General features: G+C 58.3%; 15 protein-coding genes and 1 tRNA gene. 12 read left to right on the forward strand and 4 right to left on the reverse strand.

All coding sequences use genetic code 11. From position 1 onward, the window contains the following. Positions 1 to 41 precede the first annotated feature (41 nt). The 7 genes from AB5Z20_RS02510 (at position 42) to AB5Z20_RS02540 (ending at position 6675) form a co-directional block, all read left to right on the forward strand. Positions 42 to 746, forward strand: coding sequence for a GntR family transcriptional regulator (locus AB5Z20_RS02510; RefSeq protein WP_215674199.1), 705 nt, complete (start codon positions 42 to 44; stop codon positions 744 to 746). 135 nt (positions 747 to 881) lie between these two features. Beyond that, positions 882 to 1301 (forward strand): PTS sugar transporter subunit IIA, encoded by a 420-nt coding sequence (locus AB5Z20_RS02515; protein ID WP_320676570.1) that lies wholly within the window; start codon positions 882 to 884, stop codon positions 1299 to 1301. Positions 1302 to 1372: 71 nt separating this feature from the next. Further along, positions 1373 to 1846, forward strand: a complete 474-nt coding sequence (locus AB5Z20_RS02520; protein WP_250786915.1) for a PTS sugar transporter subunit IIB — start codon at positions 1373 to 1375, stop codon at positions 1844 to 1846. Positions 1847 to 2040: 194 nt separating this feature from the next. After that, complete coding sequence (locus AB5Z20_RS02525) at positions 2041 to 3075, forward strand: SIS domain-containing protein (protein WP_022094037.1); 1035 nt, start codon at positions 2041 to 2043, stop codon at positions 3073 to 3075. A gap of 81 nt (positions 3076 to 3156) precedes the next feature. Continuing rightward, on the forward strand, positions 3157 to 3930 hold the full coding sequence (locus AB5Z20_RS02530) for a PTS mannose/fructose/sorbose/N-acetylgalactosamine transporter subunit IIC (RefSeq protein ID WP_271748895.1): 774 nt from the start codon (positions 3157 to 3159) through the stop codon (positions 3928 to 3930). After that, positions 3930 to 4778, forward strand: coding sequence for a PTS system mannose/fructose/sorbose family transporter subunit IID (locus AB5Z20_RS02535; protein ID WP_320676563.1), 849 nt, complete (start codon positions 3930 to 3932; stop codon positions 4776 to 4778). Before AB5Z20_RS02530 ends, AB5Z20_RS02535 begins: the two co-directional genes overlap by 1 nt. A 430-nt stretch (positions 4779 to 5208) precedes the next feature. Beyond that, positions 5209 to 6675 carry an ATP-binding protein gene (locus tag AB5Z20_RS02540; protein WP_368156141.1) on the forward strand — a complete coding sequence of 489 codons (1467 nt, stop codon included), beginning with the start codon at positions 5209 to 5211 and terminating at the stop codon, positions 6673 to 6675. Positions 6676 to 6731: 56 nt separating this feature from the next. On the opposite strand, the gene AB5Z20_RS02545 is transcribed toward AB5Z20_RS02540, so the two are convergent. Continuing rightward, on the reverse strand, positions 6732 to 7277 hold the full coding sequence (locus AB5Z20_RS02545) for a hypothetical protein (protein WP_368156142.1): 546 nt from the start codon (positions 7275 to 7277) through the stop codon (positions 6732 to 6734). 215 nt (positions 7278 to 7492) lie between these two features. Between AB5Z20_RS02545 and AB5Z20_RS02550 the strand changes: the two genes are divergently transcribed. Continuing rightward, positions 7493 to 8575, forward strand: coding sequence for an HNH endonuclease (locus tag AB5Z20_RS02550; RefSeq protein WP_368156143.1), 1083 nt, complete (start codon positions 7493 to 7495; stop codon positions 8573 to 8575). A gap of 122 nt (positions 8576 to 8697) precedes the next feature. Beyond that, positions 8698 to 8982: a hypothetical protein gene (locus AB5Z20_RS02555; protein WP_368141544.1), complete on the forward strand. Its 285-nt coding sequence runs from the start codon at positions 8698 to 8700 to the stop codon at positions 8980 to 8982. Positions 8983 to 9020: 38 nt separating this feature from the next. Here AB5Z20_RS02555 and AB5Z20_RS02560 read toward each other — a convergent pair whose 3' ends face one another. Further along, complete coding sequence (locus AB5Z20_RS02560; protein WP_368156144.1) at positions 9021 to 9707, reverse strand: DUF5710 domain-containing protein; 687 nt, start codon at positions 9705 to 9707, stop codon at positions 9021 to 9023. Between the two features lie 390 nt (positions 9708 to 10097). Then, positions 10098 to 10172 (reverse strand) — tRNA-Val (locus AB5Z20_RS02565). A gap of 289 nt (positions 10173 to 10461) precedes the next feature. Here AB5Z20_RS02565 and AB5Z20_RS02570 point away from each other — a divergent pair. Together AB5Z20_RS02570 and glmM are read left to right on the forward strand one after the other, a co-directional pair. Further along, positions 10462 to 11484: a DMT family transporter gene (locus tag AB5Z20_RS02570; RefSeq protein WP_368156145.1), complete on the forward strand. Its 1023-nt coding sequence runs from the start codon at positions 10462 to 10464 to the stop codon at positions 11482 to 11484. Between the two features lie 81 nt (positions 11485 to 11565). Next, positions 11566 to 12897 (forward strand): phosphoglucosamine mutase, encoded by a 1332-nt coding sequence (glmM, locus tag AB5Z20_RS02575; RefSeq protein WP_368156146.1) that lies wholly within the window; start codon positions 11566 to 11568, stop codon positions 12895 to 12897. Between the two features lie 409 nt (positions 12898 to 13306). Here glmM and AB5Z20_RS02580 read toward each other — a convergent pair whose 3' ends face one another. Then, complete coding sequence (locus AB5Z20_RS02580) at positions 13307 to 14881, reverse strand: carboxypeptidase M32 (protein ID WP_368156147.1); 1575 nt, start codon at positions 14879 to 14881, stop codon at positions 13307 to 13309. Positions 14882 to 15385: 504 nt separating this feature from the next. Here AB5Z20_RS02580 and pheS point away from each other — a divergent pair. Further along, positions 15386 to 16462 carry a phenylalanine--tRNA ligase subunit alpha gene (pheS, locus tag AB5Z20_RS02585; RefSeq protein ID WP_035136801.1) on the forward strand — a complete coding sequence of 359 codons (1077 nt, stop codon included), beginning with the start codon at positions 15386 to 15388 and terminating at the stop codon, positions 16460 to 16462. The last annotated feature ends 121 nt before the right edge of the window (positions 16463 to 16583 follow it).

Here is a 16583-nt window from a genome sequence, read left to right on the forward strand (position 1 = left end):
CTATCTATAAGCTGCTGATTCCTTGCAAAGGTATGGTTGATATGGTTGAAGCAAATAGCGTTATCCCCCTGTACAAACAGATTGTCCGTGCGCTCTCTGATTCGATCGCCAACGGCACGTACCGCCCGGGAGATAAGCTTCCGACCGAGGCGGAGCTCATCGAGCAATTTGGCGTGAGCCGAATAACGGTTCGCTCCGCAATTAAAGAAATGGAAGATGCTGGGCTTGTTGAGAGGGCCCGCGGCAAGGGCACGTTCGTTTCGTCGGACACACAGATGTATGCCGCGGACGACCGTGAGAGCTTTACCCATTCGTGCCAGCTTGCGGGAAAACAGGCGTCTACCAGGGTTCTCGCAATGGGCTGGGACTTCCCAAGCCTGCGAGACGCGAAGTTCCTGGGCGTAGACGATACCCAAAAGGTATTGCGTAGTCGTCGTCTGCGCCTTGTGGATGACAAGCCCACGATGCTGGAAACCAATAGCTATTCTGCTGCGCTTTCTTTTTTGGAGCATGAATCCCTCGAGGATTCGCTGATGGCGGTACTCGATCGCCAGGGGATCAAGATGGGCCCCAACACGCGTACGCTCGAGGTCTGCTATGCGAGCGAGCTCGAGGCGGCATACCTTAACGTGGAGCTGGACTCTCCGCTGCTTCTGTTTGTCGATAGACGTTATGCTCCAAGCGGCGAGCCGCTTTTCATCTCCCGTCAGGTGTACTGCACCGAGCGACTGAAGTTCTACTTGTAAATTAGAGATAGATTGGTCGATTTACCGACCAATTGCTACCGTTCGCGGATTTGGAAAATAGACACACCGCGTAGGGTAGATTGCTAATATACTTTGTTATGACAATATAGTACGTCCTATTGGTATTGGAGAACTATGAATAAGATATTGCTAGCGAGTCATGGTTATCTCGCCCAAGGCATGAAAAGCTCTCTGGAGATTCTGATGGGCACTAACGACCGAATCGAGTGCCTGTGCGCCTATATCGATGACGACACGAGGGATGTCGCAGCGCTTATCGATGCTTGGATGGAGACGAGGGACCCTGCCGACTCTTGGTTTGTCGTGACTGACATCTTTGGTGGCTCTGTAAACAACGAATTCATTCAGAGGCAGACCGCCGGATCGTTTACGTTGATCACCGGAATGAACTTGCCGCTGCTGGTGGAAATGGCTACACAGCTGGACTCCCTGGATGCGGACAAGGCCAAAGCCGCGGTCGAGGGATCACGTTCGTTTATCATGCTTTGTGAGGCGGCGGACATGCTTGCCGATGTCGAAGAAGAAGAGTTCTAGTTAGTTCTGGTTCGAGCCCTAGCTAAGGGCCACGCCTGTCATTACCTTTATTACGTGCGGAGATGATTACGATGATTAAGCTTACGAGAGTTGATTACCGATTGATTCACGGCCAGGTCGCCATGTCTTGGACACATGCGCTGGACGTCGATTGCATCCTGTGTGCCAGCGACGCCGTGGCAAAAGACGATATGAGAAAAGCCGCTTTGAGGCTCGCCCGCCCCAGCGGCGTTAAACTCGTCATCAAGGATGTTGACGCTGCTATCGAGGCGCTCAACAGCGGCGTCACCGACAAGTATTCGCTGTTTATCATTGTCGAGACGATCGAGGATGCCTATCGCCTTGCTAAGGGTTGCAAAGACATCAAGGAGATCAATTTGGGCGGAACTCGAAAGTCTCCCGAGACCACGCTTCATCCGACCCCCGCGATCTTTGCGACCGAAACCGATGCCGAGCATATCCAAGAGCTTGTCAACGATGGCGTGGTTATCGAAATCCGTCAGGTCCCCAATGACTCAAAGGTATTTGCCAAGGACGTTTTCTAGCTGGAAACATGCCATTGTCTGGCATTTATTAATCAGGTCCTCCTTTCTTAAGCCCGTCGATCATTTGATCGGCGGGCTTTTTATTAAAGAAAAATCAAAAAAATCTGAAATAGTTCTTGCATAGTTAGTTATATAAAGTATTATAACGTCATGGGATGAATGAAGGGTTCATCCAAGTGAGTTAGGAGTAAGGGATGTTCAATTTCGATGAGCCTCGTTACGAGAAGGTTGTGAGCGATGCCCTCGCTCTCCGTCCTCAGATTGAGGCTGCCGTGGACAAGGTCTGCGAGCAGGGTTATTCCAACATCTTCTTCATCGGCTGCGGCGGCACCTGGGCCCACACGCTCCCGATGAAGTATTGGGTCGAGACCACCACGGCCGACGTCGACGTCCACTGCGAGATTGCCGCTGAGTTCCTCGCATGCCCGCCCAAGACCTTCAACAAGGACTCGGTCTGCGTCTTCTCCACCCGTACCGGCACCACCCCCGAGATCATCGAGGCCGCCAAGTTCTGCCAGGAGCAGGGCGCCCGCACGCTGATGTATGTCTCCAACGACAACACCCCGGCCACTGAGTACGCCGATTACAAGTTCTTCAGCTTCGCCGAGGACGACGTCCTGTGCGAGGCCATCTACACCTACCAGATTACGCTGGTCGCCCGCTTCCTCAAGAACGCCGGCGCCTTCCCCAAGTACGACACCTTCATGGAGGAGTTCGGCAACATCGCTCCGTACCTCATCAAGGCCAAGGACGCTCAGGACGAGCGCTGCGCCGCCATGGCCGAGGACTTCAAAGACACCGACTACCACATGGTGATTGGTTCCGGCATGCTCTGGGGTGAGGCCTACGACTACGCTATGTGCATTCTCGAGGAGATGCAGTGGATCAAGACCAAGTCCATCCACGCCGCCGAGTTCTTCCACGGCACCATCGAGCTGTGCGAGGAGGGCACGAGCCTCATCATGCTCTACGGCGAGGACGACACCCGTAAGCTCATGGACCGCGTGGACAACTTCACTCACATGCTCGCTGACGAGAAGGGCGTCCATGTCCGCGTGAACAAGTTCGACACCGCCGAGGTCGAGCTGCCGTTCAGCGACCCCGAGTTCCGCAAGATCGTCTCCCCGATGGTCACCTACACCATCACCGAGCGTCTGAGCTGCCATCTCGAGCACGTCCGTAACCACCCGCTCACCACGCGTCGTTACTATCACCAGATGAACTACTAATCCTCTCAAATTGCTGCGGTTGTCTGCAGGCGAGCTGCGCAGAATGCCTCGCCTGCAGACCTGTTTCTGGGGTTGATCGAAATGGTTGTCCAGTATCTTCTAGTTGCACTGGTCGCATTTATTGCGTCCATGGACGAGCAATTATTTGGCATTACGATGCTTGGTCGTCCGCTGTTTACGAGCCTGTTCGTTGGCTTGATCCTTGGCGATGTCCAGCAGGGCGTTATCGTCGGCGCTGCTTTGGAGTCCATGTTCATGGGCGCCATTATGGTCGGTGCGGCGGTTCCTCCCGAGGTCTATGCTTCCGGCGTGCTTGGCTGCGCGTTTGCCGTCATTACGGGTACGGGCACGGCAACTGCCGTCGCACTCGCCCTTCCCGTCTCCGTCTTCCTTCAGGTGTGGCGCAACTTCTGCTACGCCGTTCCGGGTGCCTTTGCCTGCAAGAAGATTGAGACCGCTCTGGCAAATCGCGATCTTGCCAAGGCGAACCTGTACCATCTGACCGTCGTGCCGCTGTCGATTGGCATTCCGTCTGCACTGCTGGTGTTTTGCTCGCTGTTCTTTGGTGCCGACCTCATCAACAATGCGCTCAACGCGATTCCGCAGTTTGTGATGGACGGCCTCAACGTTGCATCCGGCGTCATGGTCTGCATCGGCTTCGCACTTCTTATTAGGACCATGGGCGATAACAAGCTGCTTCCTTGGCTGTTCCTGGGATTCATTATGGTCATTTACCTCAAGATGGACGTTATCGGCGTCGCCGCAGCTGCCATTTGCGTCGCACTGCTCCTGGCCTTCCGCGAGGGCTCGTCCGGTCCGCAGACGGTTGCTGCAGATGAAGAGGAGGACTTCTAATGGCTACCCAGAACACCGACCTCAAAGAGGCCAAGAAGGACGCGATTATGAGCCCCGATATGTATCGGAGCATGTTCCTTCGCCAGTTTACGAGCCAGTGCTCGCAGTCGTACGACAAGATGATGGCAATGGGCTTCATGTACACCATTCAGAAGCCCCTGCGAAAGATCTATCCCAACGACGACGATTACTATGCGGCGCTTGATCGCCATACCGAGTTCTTTAACATCACGCCTCATGTGCTTCCGTTTGTAGCCGGCCTTACGGTTTCGATGGAAGAGCAGGCGGCTGCCGATAAGAACTTCGACACGTCCTCGATTAACGCCATGAAGGTCGGCCTCATGGGACCGCTTTCCGGCATTGGCGATTCGTTCTACTGGGGTACGTTCCGCGTGGTCGCCGCCGGCATTGGTATCGGCATCGCGTCGACGGGCAACCCGCTCGGCCCCATCGTGTACGCGCTCATCTACTCCGTGATTAACTTTGCAACGCGTATCGTCGCCGCCCATCTGGGATACGACCTGGGAACCAAGTTCCTGCAGCAGTCCGAAGAGAACAACCTTATGTCTCGCATGACGCATGCTGCCGGTGTCCTCGGAATGACCGTTATCGGCGCCATGATTGCGGCACAGGTCTCGCTGTCCACTGCTTTGACCTTTGACGTGGGTGGTTCGGAGATTGTCCTGCAGGATCTGTTCGATTCGATCTTCCCCGGTCTGCTGCCCTTGCTGGCAACGTTCGCTTGCGTTGCCCTGTACAAAAAGGGTGTCAAGACCATTTGGATTATTATTGGCATCTTCGCGATCTGCATCATCGGAACGGGCTTGGGAGTGTTCGCGGCGGCGTAATGTTGACTGCTATGCTCGCGCGTTGGATAACTAACTGACCGTTTGAAAACGGGGTTCGGCGTAAGGCCGGCCCCGTTTTTTGTTTGAGGGATTTTCCGACCGTCCAAAAATCAACGCTCGTCCATCACCCACGTATATCTCGTCTCTCATTCGTCACTAATATGAGAGATAACTGAGAGACGAGAGATAAATATGAGAGATAACTGAGCAGCAAAGAGACAAGCAATCATGGTATTGTCTCAATACTGATTGTTCTACCAGTAAAAACATGTTTAAATGAAACAGATGGCAGACATCTTTTCTTTCATCTCTCACTTATCTCTAATATGAGAGATAGCAGTAAGATGAGAGATAATTACGAGAGATAACTGAGAGACGAAGGAAATCTATTCGCGGCATTCTCCGCCGGGCCGAGCGAAAGGACGTGCAGATGAACGAAAACGAGCTGACCGGTCTGCTCGAGTCTTTAAGGCGCATGGGCTCGGACGATCTTAACGTCGAGGTCAAGGAGAGCGCCACGACGCTTTCCCGCGACGTATGGGAAACGGTTAGTGCATTCGCGAATACCGCTGGCGGAATTATCGTGCTCGGCGTGAGCGAGCGCGCGGGCTTTATCCCGGTCGAGAACTTTGAGACCGAGAAGGTGCTCAACCAATTCGTAGCGGGCATGGGTGATGCCGGCGGCCGCGGAAAACTGGCCAATCCGCCCAAATACACCATTGAACGCGTGGAGCTTCAGGGCACCGTGGTTCTGGTCATCGCGATTGAGGAGCTCGACCCGTCGAGCAAGCCTTGTTATGTCATAGAGCGGGGCGCTCAAGGCGGCAGCTACAAACGCATCGATGACAAAGATGTCCCGCTTTCGTCGACTGAGGTCCTGTCCTTGTCATCGTATGAACGGACGAGCCCCAGTGATCGCGATGCAGTACCCGGCGCGGTCGCAGGCGATCTTGACGAGGCCCTGGTCGACCGCACGATAGAGCGTGCTTTCTCGCTGACACCCCGTGCAATGCGCGGCGCGCCGGACAAGAAAACGAAGCTGGAGCGCCTGAATTTCCTCGACTCCCAGGGCAATGTTACTAAGGCCGGGCTCCTGGCCGCGGGTGCCTATCCTCAGCAGTTCTATCCCAAGCTCTTTATCGATGTGGCGGTCTATGCCGGAACGCAGAAGGGCGCGGCGGGGTCGTTGAGGTTCATGGACCGTACGATCTGCGAGGGAACGTTGGGCGAAATGATCTCGGATGCCGTCGCGGCAGTCGCTAAGAATTTGCGGCGAACCTCGACGATCCAAGGCGTCTCGCGTGTCGACTCGCTGGAGATTCCCGAGGAGGTCCTGCGCGAGGCAATCGCCAACGCCGTAATCCACCGAGAATACGGAGATCGGTTCTGTGGGCAGTCGATCGCTGTTGACGTCTTTGATGACCGTATCGAGGTGACGAACCCCGGCGGCCTATACGGAGGAAAGACTCGCGAGAACCTGTTTGACGGCAGCTCCCGATGTCGCAATGCGACGCTTGTGAAGCTCATGTCGATTGTTCCACTGCCGGATGGCGCAGGTTCGCCGGCTGAGGGCAATGGCTCGGGCATCCCGATGATGATCGATGCCATGCGCGCGCATGGTCTCGCCGAGCCCCTGTTCTGCCCGGGGTTCGATCGGTTCAAGGTCGTACTTTACCGTTCAAAGATCGAGCCGGTCGATCATGGCGGGGGCTTAATTGTGACGGCACTCAAACATTACGGCGAGCTGGGGACGCGTGAGCTGGCAGAGCGCACGGGGCTCACAATTTCCCAGGTTAGGTCGCGCGTCAACGCGCTCATTGCTCAAGGCGAGCTTGAGCCCACGGCGCCGGCGACGAGCCGCAACCGCAAGTATCGACTGTCGGAGCGCGTGGGATAGATGCGTTAGCGGACGAGGCGACCCAATAATCGACTCTCGATTGGCGCCCACTAAGGTTAAGCGGTTGTTGCCCAGTTGACGGTGATGCTAAAGACTCGGCTTACGCCGGCATGGGCCGGCATGGCCGCGAACCCGTCCATCAAGAACAGCCTAAGAACCAGCTTGATGACATATCCCGGTTTGACTTCAGCCGCGTCAAAGACATGGCGCTCGGCGAGCTCGCTGCAGTATGTATAGATGTCGCGGATAAGGTCCGCGCCCGAAAGAGTAAACATGTAGCCTGCGTCCGAAAGCGCATTGGGCGCGGCGGGCAACTTGGCCATGTGGCAGAACGTTTGCAGGTCGGGCGCCATAACATTCTGGTAGTCGAGGTGGCCGCTGGCATCCTGTGCGGCAAGCTCCAATTGGCGCACAAAATCCAGCGCCGCTGCCAGCACAAAGCTCGGCGTAGGCGCGTTGACGTCCTGAGTGGTCGCCACGAGCCTGCCCGCCGCCTGCGTGACAAGCCAAGCGACCTCGCGCTGGCAACGCACGGCCTTGCGCGTAACCGGCTTGATGGACGAAGAAGAAACGCTCCCCTTAGGCGGATTCGAAGCAGCCATAAGACCCTCCCATGAACAATCCGGTCCAACAAGCCCGGATGAAACACGTGCTACATCAGTATACAGAGGAGTGGGGTAGCGGGGTACGAGCGCGCCAGCGGCAAACCGAGAGCATCAACGATGTGCCGATCGCGGAATGAGATCTCGTAATAATTGACTCTCGGTCATATTATTGAGGGGCATGACTCGCGTTCGTATGGTTGTAGGTGCTGGCGATGAACGACATTGACCTTGCTGTTCCGTTGATGGATGGACCAAGCTATGACCGTGCCTGCAGTCTCGTGCCTTCTGAATACGTTGAGGCATGGGAGTGGTTTCTGGGTGAGGAGCAGCGCGGCGGCGTTTGGACCAGCCTTCCGCACCACACCAAGGAAGATAGCCCTCAGTATCAGTATCGTTTGAGAATTGGCTCGGACTTCTTTCCCGTAACGCGGGATTCAGGGATCTTCTGGCCGGGCCAGGATCGGGTGAAGCAAGATCCCAATAAGATCTTTGCGCTTTCGGTCCATAACTCTAAAAAGAGCTTCTACACCGATGTGCCTCCGCTCTATTTGGACGATGGTACGTGGGTCATTAAGTACTCGGTTCAAGCGCCGGGTACCGTTGGTTTTCGAGACCAGAATTACAACCGTAAAATGCTCAACTGCATGGAATGCGGCGTTCCAGTCGGAGTCATATTTGCAACCGAGGTGGGCTATAAGGTGCTCGGCCTTGCGTTTGTTGAGCGGTTCGAGCCCGAAAACGGATGGTTTGTTCTGCACGGTCCTGTTCATAAAGGCGGGCCGGGCCCTCGTTTTGCGCCCGACATGAGTTATCTGAAGCGCATGCCCGTCGATATTGAGTTTGCCGGACAGGGTGCGACCGACGACGAAAAGGTCCGCTATGCGTTAAGGCGCGAGCGATTGGGGCAACAATGGTTCCGCAAACAGCTCGTTGCCGCCTATGACGGCCGTTGCGCGGTGTCGGACTGCGGCGTCAGCGAAGCTCTGGAGGCTGCGCATATCGAGAATTACTCGGGACCCAAATCGCAGGTTGCCAGCAACGGCATTCTGCTTCGGCGCGACCTTCATTCCCTATTTGATGCTCACCTGATTTCGTTTGAGCCTGTTTGCGGCGAATATCGGCTGTGCGGATCGTACCTGCTGGATAAGACTGACTACGCTTCCTTTGCGGGTGCGACGCTAAGGCAGCCGAATGAGCGTCAGTGGCGACCCAATACGGTGTTTCTTGAGGCCCATCGCATTGAGTTCGATCGCTCGGAAAAGAAGCGTGAAAAGGCGGGGCTTCTGCCGTATTAGCGTATTTGGCTTTGGCATTCTTTGACGATCGTGTTGTTTGATCGGATCGCGTGGCGATGCAATCTCGCGTACGCTCGCCGGTGCATGCTCTTCCTGATTTGTATAGCGAGAGGGGAGCGTGTATGAGCTGGCGAGGCGATATTGCGATGGGGAAGTACGGAAAACTGCCGTGTGCCCTTATCGACAACAATATGTTTCCGAGCGTAGAGGTTGATCGCGGGTCGTTTGTCGTCGCCTGCCCTTGCTGCGGCTCGCAAATACCGTGTCTCGACATTCGGTTCATCGATGCGCGCGACAGGCTCAGCGACGAAGTGAGAAAACGGACAGGCGTTCATATGCCGGTGTATCCGGAGAAATGCCCTGTTTGTGGCCTCGATATCGTGTACGACGCCGGCGACGAGGGATAGGTGATGCGGAGGAGCTGACTGTGAAGGCCTCTCCGTCCCTACAAATAAATCCCCTCACCGAGCTGCTTGTGGAACTCGGCGTGATGGTCGCGTGCCCAGGTAAAGAGCGCCTGGTCAAAATTGGTACGCGTGGCCGGGACGCCAAAGACGCCGGCAACTTCGACGCGTATAAACTCCAGTGCCGGCAGCTTGTTGATGGCAGTGAGGGCAAACGGGGACGAGGGCTCCTCGAACAGATAGCGACTGCCTTGCAGCGCGTCGCAACTGGTGCACGTGTTGCCGAGCGACGGGGCTTTGGAGGCTCGCGCGCCTACGGGCTTGTAGCCGCAGCGCTTATGAAGGTAGTCGCGGATCTCGCCCGGCACGCAGCCAAGAGCGGGCACGATGGCGAGTGCGTTGGCGTTGGCCGTGTCGATGGCAATGTGCCCAGCTTCGTTGGGCGCGTGCGCGATGGCGATGCTCTCGTCGTTATCGGTTCGATAGGGAATGCCGAAGGCCGCGACCGAGGTCTCTTTGTGACACTTCCAGCACTCGCGCTCGCCCAGTACTAGATATATATACGGCGCTGAGGGGTCGAATCGGTCAACACCGGGCAGCCACTCGGCAAAGGGCTCGGGGTTGACGCCGCTGGGTACATACCAGATCTTCTTGGTCCGGTCCCATTTGGCGCCCAGCGCCTTGGCTTCTTCTTTGTGCGAAAAGGGGACATCGAGCTCGGTGCGCATGGCGGCTCCTTGGTGCTGCAGGTGCAAGTGGCTCAAGGATACCGCAGGGCGCAGACATCGCGGCGTTTTGCTGAGAAGTTGCGGTGCGGATGGGTTCGAGACGTGTTGGTCTCGGGCTCGGTGGCTATTGGGGCGGTTTTGATTGACTACGGAGTCAGCCGGGATAGGCACTTGGGTCGCTGACGCGGTTTTGTACATGGGCAGGGTGGTTGGAGCAGTTTGCGGCGCAGTTTTGTGCCCGGCTGTTGTTGATGTTGGGGTATTGAATTTGTTTGGCAGCCATTCGTCAGGTGAATTGATGTTACGTTGCGATGACGGTTGGAGTTGCCAGCGGATTTGGCGACATAAAACAAAACAGCTCAGAGACATAGCCTCTGAGCTGTGAACATTTGGTGGGCGTTAGAAGATTTGAACTTCTGACCTCTTCCGTGTCAGGGAAGCGCTCTCCCCCTGAGCTAAACGCCCGATCAAGGGTGCGCAAGCGCGCAAGGGATAATATAACGGAGCCTGAACTCGGTGGCAAGAACATTTTTAAAAATCGCTTACATTGTGGAATTCGGGGGCTTTGTTATATCCATTTCAAAAGAGCCTGCTGCCGCGATTTGGCTGTCGCATAATGCAAGGCCATTGCGGTATCGAGCTATGGAAAGACGCCTGCGGAATTGTCCTACCGATAAGCGGACAAGCCTCTAGCTGATGCCTTCGCCGTGGTAAGGTAAGCCGAATTGTTTCCAGGCTGTTTCGGGGGAGTGGAATGAGCAAAGAGTGTGTCGAGCAGGTCGAAGGCGCAGGGGCTTCGGTGCCGATGACCGATATATCGAACATTGATGTGCCCGAGGGCACTGACGAGCTCAGCCGCAGTACCCGCCGTGCATGGCGCGACCGCCTGAACAGTGCGTCGACGCGCAAGATGATTACGGGCGTTCTGGCCACGCTGGTGGGTGGTTCGTTTTGGGGTTTTTCGGGTACCAGCGCGAGCTTCCTGTTCGATACCTATCACGTTGATACCCTGTGGCTTATGAGTGTGCGCCAGATTCTCGCCGGTCTGCTCTTTATGGCCGTGGTGGTCACGCGCGATCGCGAGCGTCTGGTTAAACTCTGGACCACGCCCGCCGACCGCAGACAACTGCTGCTTTTTACCGCTTTTGGCCTGCTGTTCAACCAGTTCTGCTATCTTTCGGCCGTGCGCCTGACCAATGCCGGAACCGCGACGGTGCTTCAGTGCCTGCAGCTGGTCATCATTATGGAATACACCTGCGTTATCGACCGCCGCAGGCCGCGCACGCGCGAGGTTATCGGCATTGGCTTGGCTCTGGGCGGTACGTTTTTGATCGCCACCGGCGGTGACCCCACCAGCCTGAGCATCTCGCCGCTCGGCCTGGTCGCGGGCCTTATGTGTGCGGTCAGCGCCACCTGCATGGCGGTGATCCCCGCCAAGATCCTGCCCGAATATGGCAGCCCCATCGTCACGGGTTCGGCTATGCTCACGGCGGGCATCGTTTCGTGTGCTTTCGTTCGCCCTTGGGCGCATATGCCGGCGCTCGATGTTGCCGGTATCGAGGCGCTCGCGGTGTTCGTGGTCATCGGTTCGTTTTTTGCCTACATGCTCTATATGCAGGGCGTTAAGGACATTGGCTCGGTCCGCGCAAGCCTCATCGGAACCGTGGAGCCGGTCTCGGCGACCATCACGAGTGCCGTTATGCTGGGCACGGTGTTTTTGCCGACCGACCTTATCGGCTTTGCCATGATCATCGTGATGATGTTCCTCACGGTGTAGCCCCTGCGGTTGCTTTAAAGGATAATAGGCTGGCGGCGCGTTGCTTTGGCGGCGCGCCTTTGTCTATAGAGAGGATCTCTTATGAAGTACTTTGGCACCGACGGCTTTCGCGGTGAGGCCAACGTTGGGCTGACGGTAGAGCACGCTTATAAGATCGGCCGCTTTGTGGGCTGGTATTACGGCGCCAACCGCGAGCGCAAGGCACGCGTGATCGTGGGCAAGGACACGCGTCGCTCGAGCTATATGTTCGAGGCGGCGCTGGTGAGTGGCCTGGTCGCGAGCGGTGCGGACGCATATATGCTGCACGTGATCCCCACGCCGGGCGTGGCGCATCAGACCGTGGAGGGCTGTTTCGATTGCGGCATCATGATCAGCGCGAGCCACAACCCGTTTTGCGATAACGGCATTAAGCTCGTCAACAGCGACGGCTTTAAAATGGACGAGGACGTGCTGGAGCTCATCGAGGACTATATCGATGGCAAGAGCGAGGTGCCGCTGGCCACGGGCAACCACATCGGCGCCACGGTGGACTACATGCAGGGTCGCAACCGCTATATTGCCTCGCTCATCGCGAGCGCGAACTTTTCGCTGCAGGGCGTCAAGATCGGCATCGACTGCGCCAACGGTTCGGCGTCCTCGGTGGCCAAGCCGGTGTTCGACGCGCTGGGCGCCGATGTGCGCGTGATCAATGCCGCGCCCGATGGCTTTAATATCAACGTTGACTGCGGCTCTACGCATATGGAGCGCCTGCAGCGCCACGTGGTGGAGCAGGGCCTGGATGTGGGCTTTGCCTACGACGGTGATGCCGACCGCTGCCTGGCCGTGGACGAGCGCGGCCGCGTGGTCGACGGCGATCAGATCCTGTACGTGTGCGGCGTGTATCTGAACAAGCACGGGCGCCTCTCGGGCGGTACCGTGGTGCCGACGATCGCCAGCAACTTTGGCCTGATCAAATCGCTGGAGCTTGCCGGCCTGAGCGCCGTGACCAGCGGCGTGGGCGACCGTCACGTGTATGCAAAGATGCGCGAGGGCGGCTACAGCCTGGGCGGCGAGCAGACGGGGCATACGATCTTTGGCGATATCGAGCGCACGGGCGACGGCATTATGACCTCGCTGCGTGTGATGGAAGTGATTCGTGCCGAGCGCGAGACGCTCTCGCAGCTTACGGCTCCGTGCAAGTTGCTGCCGCAGGCGCAGGTTGCCGTGCGCGTGGTCGACAAGGATGCCGCGCTCGAGAACATGGGCGTGCAGAATGCGATCGCCGAGGCCGAGGCCGCGCTGGCGGGCGAGGGCCGCGTGCTGGTGCGCAAGAGCGGAACCGAATCGGTGATTCGCGTGCTGGCCGAAGCCCCCGACCAAGCCGCCGCCGACGCCGCCATGAAGCGCATCGCCAACGCGCTCGAGGCTTTATAGTTACGCGGTTTTACCAAACCGCGTAACTGCTCGACGCTGCAAACGACCCCAAGCGGCAATCTGACGTTCAATTTCAAGGGCGCGACCAGAAGGTCAGCGCCCTTTCATTTCATGTCACCTTGCTCGCTTGGGGTCGTTTTCGCTGACATTGCCAAGACATCGGCGTCAACCTAGTCATTGGGGACGTTCTTTAATGACTAGTTATCGGGGACACTCTTCGCCATCCGGCACTTGGGGACGTTCCTAAAGTGCCGGCACATAAGGAACGTCCCCAAGTGCCGGGTTTCTGGCTGGCAAAGAGTGTCCCAAACGACTAGTCATTAAAGAACGTCCCCAATGACTAGGTGAAAAGGGGGCGCCGCGGGATGGATCCTGCGGCGCCCCTTTGCGTTGGCGTGTCGCCTAAGCTTTACAGCTCGTAGAGCGTGGTGAACTTGTCCTGCAGGTAGCTGCAGTAGTAACGAGCATCGAATGCCATGCCGCAGGCGCCCTTGATGAGCTCCGGCGCGTCTTTGGCGCGGCCCCACTGCCAAATGTGCTCGCCCAGCCAGGCGCGGACGGGCGCCAGATCACCGCTCGCGCAGGCATCGGTAAGGTCGACGCCGTCGCGGCACATGGCCGGCACAAACATGGCGTCGTAGGCGCTGCCCAGCGCATAGGTGGGGAAGTAGCCAAACGAGCCACCGCTCCAGTGCGTATCCTGCAGGCAGCCGTGCGTGTCGTCGGGAACGGGAATGCCCAGGTACTCGTCCATAAAGCGATTCCAAAGCGCGGGGATGTCCTTGGCCGTGGCCTCGCCGGCAAACAGCATGCGCTCAATCTCGTAGCGCACCATAACGTGCAGCGGATAGGTGAGCTCGTCCGCCTCGGTGCGGATCAGCGACGGCTGTGCGATATTCACGGCGTGGTAGAGCGTATCCTCGTCCACGCTGCCATAGACCTCGGGCGCGTGGCGGCGCAGTACCTCGAGCAGCGGGCCCATAAAGGCGCGGCTGCGACCCACGGTGTTTTCGAAAAAGCGGCTCTGGCTCTCGTGGATGCCCATGGAGGTGCCGCCCTCCAGACAGGTGCGCGCATAGGCAGGATTGACGCCCAGCTCGTACATGGCGTGTCCCGCCTCGTGGATGATGCTGTAGACGTTGGAGATGCAGTCGTCCTCGTAGATGTGCGTCGCGATGCGCGCGTCGCCCACGGCAAAGCCCTCGCTAAACGGGTGCTCGGTAAAGGCAAGCGTGGTGTCGTCCAGGTTAAGGCCGACGAGCTTCATAAGGTCGAAGCTCATGGCGCGCTGGGCGGCCTCGGGCACGCGGGCGTGCAAAAAGTCGGCAGCGGGCTGCTGGCCGCGCTCGCCGATGGCGTGCACGAGCGGCACGACCGTCGCCTTGACCTCATCGCAAAACGCATCGAAGCTCTTGGCGGAAAGGCCGCGCTCGTACTGGTCGAGCCAAACATCGTATGGGTCGCGCTTGGGGTCCATGAGCTCGGCCTGATGCTTAAGCTGGGCGACGATTCTATCTACATAGGGCTCAAAGCTCGCCCAGTCATTGGCCGTCTTGGCCTTGTGCCACACGGCGTCGGCCTCGCAGGTGAGCCTGGTCCAGGCCTCGGCCTCCCCGGTGGGAATGACGCTCGCTTCACGCTGGTCGCGGCCGAGCACACGGATCTCGTCGAGCAGTTGCGGGTCGTCGATCTTGCCGCCGGCGACGGTTTCGCGTGCCAGCGAGCGCACAAGTTCGACAGACTTTTCGCTGGTCAGAAGCTTATGGTGCTCGCCGGCAAGGGTGCCCATGGCGTCGGCACGGGCGGCGGCACCGTTGGCGGGAGCAATGGTCGCGCCGTCAAACTCGGCAATCTTGAGCAGGTACTCGCGGGTCCACAGCTTGCCCTCGAGCTTGCGGAATTTTTTGACGGCCTTATCGACCTTCATGCCTTTGGGCGTCTTGTCCGCTGCGGGCTTGGCCTTCTTATCGAGTTTCTTTCCCATACCATATCCTTGATCTCGTGAGCCGAGCGCCACGGCTGGGCGCACGGCCAGTTTGCACAGCTACCTGCCTTGTACCCAGCACGAACAAAACGGAACGCGGCGATACGCCCACACAATGTGGTATCCTGTAGCCCAATGCGTTGACGGAGAGGGTTTTGCCCGCCGCGTCGCCGGCAAGAGAGGGAAGGTCATGGGCTGTAAGCCTTCCTGCGGTGGCAAGGGCCAAGCGTTCACTCCCGAGCAGCGACCTCAACGGGCACGCGGCCGGCGGCGGCGATGTCCCCAGTAGGGAAGCCGTGAGCCTCGCGACAAGGGGCAAAGAGTGGGCGCGGCGGGCCAGACATCCGCCGGGTCAAACAAGGTGGTACCGCGGAATTCAACCGTCCTTGGGCAATGCACATGCCCGAGGACGGTTTTTTGTTACCGAACCGGGCCGCGTTTTCGCAACGTCAGACGGCGGCAGCCGCCTCGGCAAGCGGATGCGCGAGAGACGAAAGGGAAGACATGAGTCTGATTGATGATCTGGTCAAACTCGAGGAAGAGGCCAAGGAGCTCGTCGCAGGCGCCGACGACGCCGCAAAGCTCGAGGCCGCGCGCGTTGAGCTGCTCGGCCGCAAGGGCCGCATCACCGGCCTGATGCGCATGATGGGCAAGCTCGCCCCCGAGGATCGTCCCATGATGGGCAAGCGCGCCAACGAGATGCGCCAGCTGATCGAGGGCATGCTCGACGAGCGCACCACCGAGATGAAGGCCGCCGCCCTCAAGCACGCACTCGAGCACGAGGCCGTCGACATCACGCTGCCGGGCATCCGTCCGCAAATCGGTCACCAGCACCTGATCAAGCAGATCATCGAGGAGGCCGAGGACATCTTCTGCGGCATCGGCTACACCGTCGAGTCCGGCCCCATGGTCGACACCTCCTACTACAACTTCACCGCGCTCAACGCCCCCATGGATCACCCGAGCCGCTCGGCCCGCGACACCTTCTACGTGGTCGACAACAACCCCGGCAGCGTTGCGCACCCCGAGGCGCACGCCCATGGCGAGTCCGACGTGCTGCTGCGCACCCAGACCTCGGGCGTGCAGATCCACACCATGGAGTCGCAGAAGCCGCCCATCTACATGATCTGCCCGGGCACCGTCTATCGTCCCGACACGGCCGACGCTTGCCACCTGCCGCAGTTCAACCAGATCGAGGGCCTGGTCGTCGACGAGGGCATCACCTTTGGCGATCTTAAGGGCACGCTCGACTACTTTGTTAAGTGCATGTTTGGCGAGGACCGCAAGACGCGTTACCGCCCGCACTTCTTCCCCTTCACCGAGCCCAGCTGCGAGGTGGACGTGAGCTGCCACGTGTGCGGCGGCAAGGGCTGCAACTTCTGCAAGCACAGCGGCTGGATCGAGATCCTGGGCTGCGGCATGGTCGACCCCAACGTCCTTATCAACTGCGGCATCGACCCCGAGAAGTACACCGGTTTCGCCTTTGGTATTGGTGCCGAGCGCGTCGCGGCCCTGCGCTACGACCTGCCCGACCTGCGAACCCTGATGACAGGCGATATGCGCTTCCTGAACCAATTTTAGGCTTGCCCAGGCACCCCATCTTGGCGTTCAAACCGTCGCTCGCGTACCTTTAGTACGCGTCGCTCCTCTTTCACGCCAACCTGGGGCACCTGGACAACCCTAAGGCGAACGTCTTCATTTG

The organism is Collinsella aerofaciens (genome assembly GCF_040910245.1).
Taxonomy (GTDB): Bacteria; Actinomycetota; Coriobacteriia; order Coriobacteriales; family Coriobacteriaceae; genus Collinsella.

Coding starts and splice junctions, on each gene's coding strand:
- AB5Z20_RS02510 (WP_215674199.1), top strand. CDS start 42: ATGGTTGAAGCAAATAGCGTTATCCCCCTGTACAAACAGATTGTCCGT.
- AB5Z20_RS02515 (WP_320676570.1), top strand. CDS start 882: ATGAATAAGATATTGCTAGCGAGTCATGGTTATCTCGCCCAAGGCATG.
- AB5Z20_RS02520 (WP_250786915.1), top strand. CDS start 1,373: ATGATTAAGCTTACGAGAGTTGATTACCGATTGATTCACGGCCAGGTC.
- AB5Z20_RS02525 (WP_022094037.1), top strand. CDS start 2,041: ATGTTCAATTTCGATGAGCCTCGTTACGAGAAGGTTGTGAGCGATGCC.
- AB5Z20_RS02530 (WP_271748895.1), top strand. CDS start 3,157: ATGGTTGTCCAGTATCTTCTAGTTGCACTGGTCGCATTTATTGCGTCC.
- AB5Z20_RS02535 (WP_320676563.1), top strand. CDS start 3,930: ATGGCTACCCAGAACACCGACCTCAAAGAGGCCAAGAAGGACGCGATT.
- AB5Z20_RS02540 (WP_368156141.1), top strand. CDS start 5,209: ATGAACGAAAACGAGCTGACCGGTCTGCTCGAGTCTTTAAGGCGCATG.
- AB5Z20_RS02545 (WP_368156142.1), bottom strand. CDS start 7,277: ATGGCTGCTTCGAATCCGCCTAAGGGGAGCGTTTCTTCTTCGTCCATC.
- AB5Z20_RS02550 (WP_368156143.1), top strand. CDS start 7,493: ATGAACGACATTGACCTTGCTGTTCCGTTGATGGATGGACCAAGCTAT.
- AB5Z20_RS02555 (WP_368141544.1), top strand. CDS start 8,698: ATGAGCTGGCGAGGCGATATTGCGATGGGGAAGTACGGAAAACTGCCG.
- AB5Z20_RS02560 (WP_368156144.1), bottom strand. CDS start 9,707: ATGCGCACCGAGCTCGATGTCCCCTTTTCGCACAAAGAAGAAGCCAAG.
- AB5Z20_RS02570 (WP_368156145.1), top strand. CDS start 10,462: ATGAGCAAAGAGTGTGTCGAGCAGGTCGAAGGCGCAGGGGCTTCGGTG.
- glmM (WP_368156146.1), top strand. CDS start 11,566: ATGAAGTACTTTGGCACCGACGGCTTTCGCGGTGAGGCCAACGTTGGG.
- AB5Z20_RS02580 (WP_368156147.1), bottom strand. CDS start 14,881: ATGGGAAAGAAACTCGATAAGAAGGCCAAGCCCGCAGCGGACAAGACG.
- pheS (WP_035136801.1), top strand. CDS start 15,386: ATGAGTCTGATTGATGATCTGGTCAAACTCGAGGAAGAGGCCAAGGAG.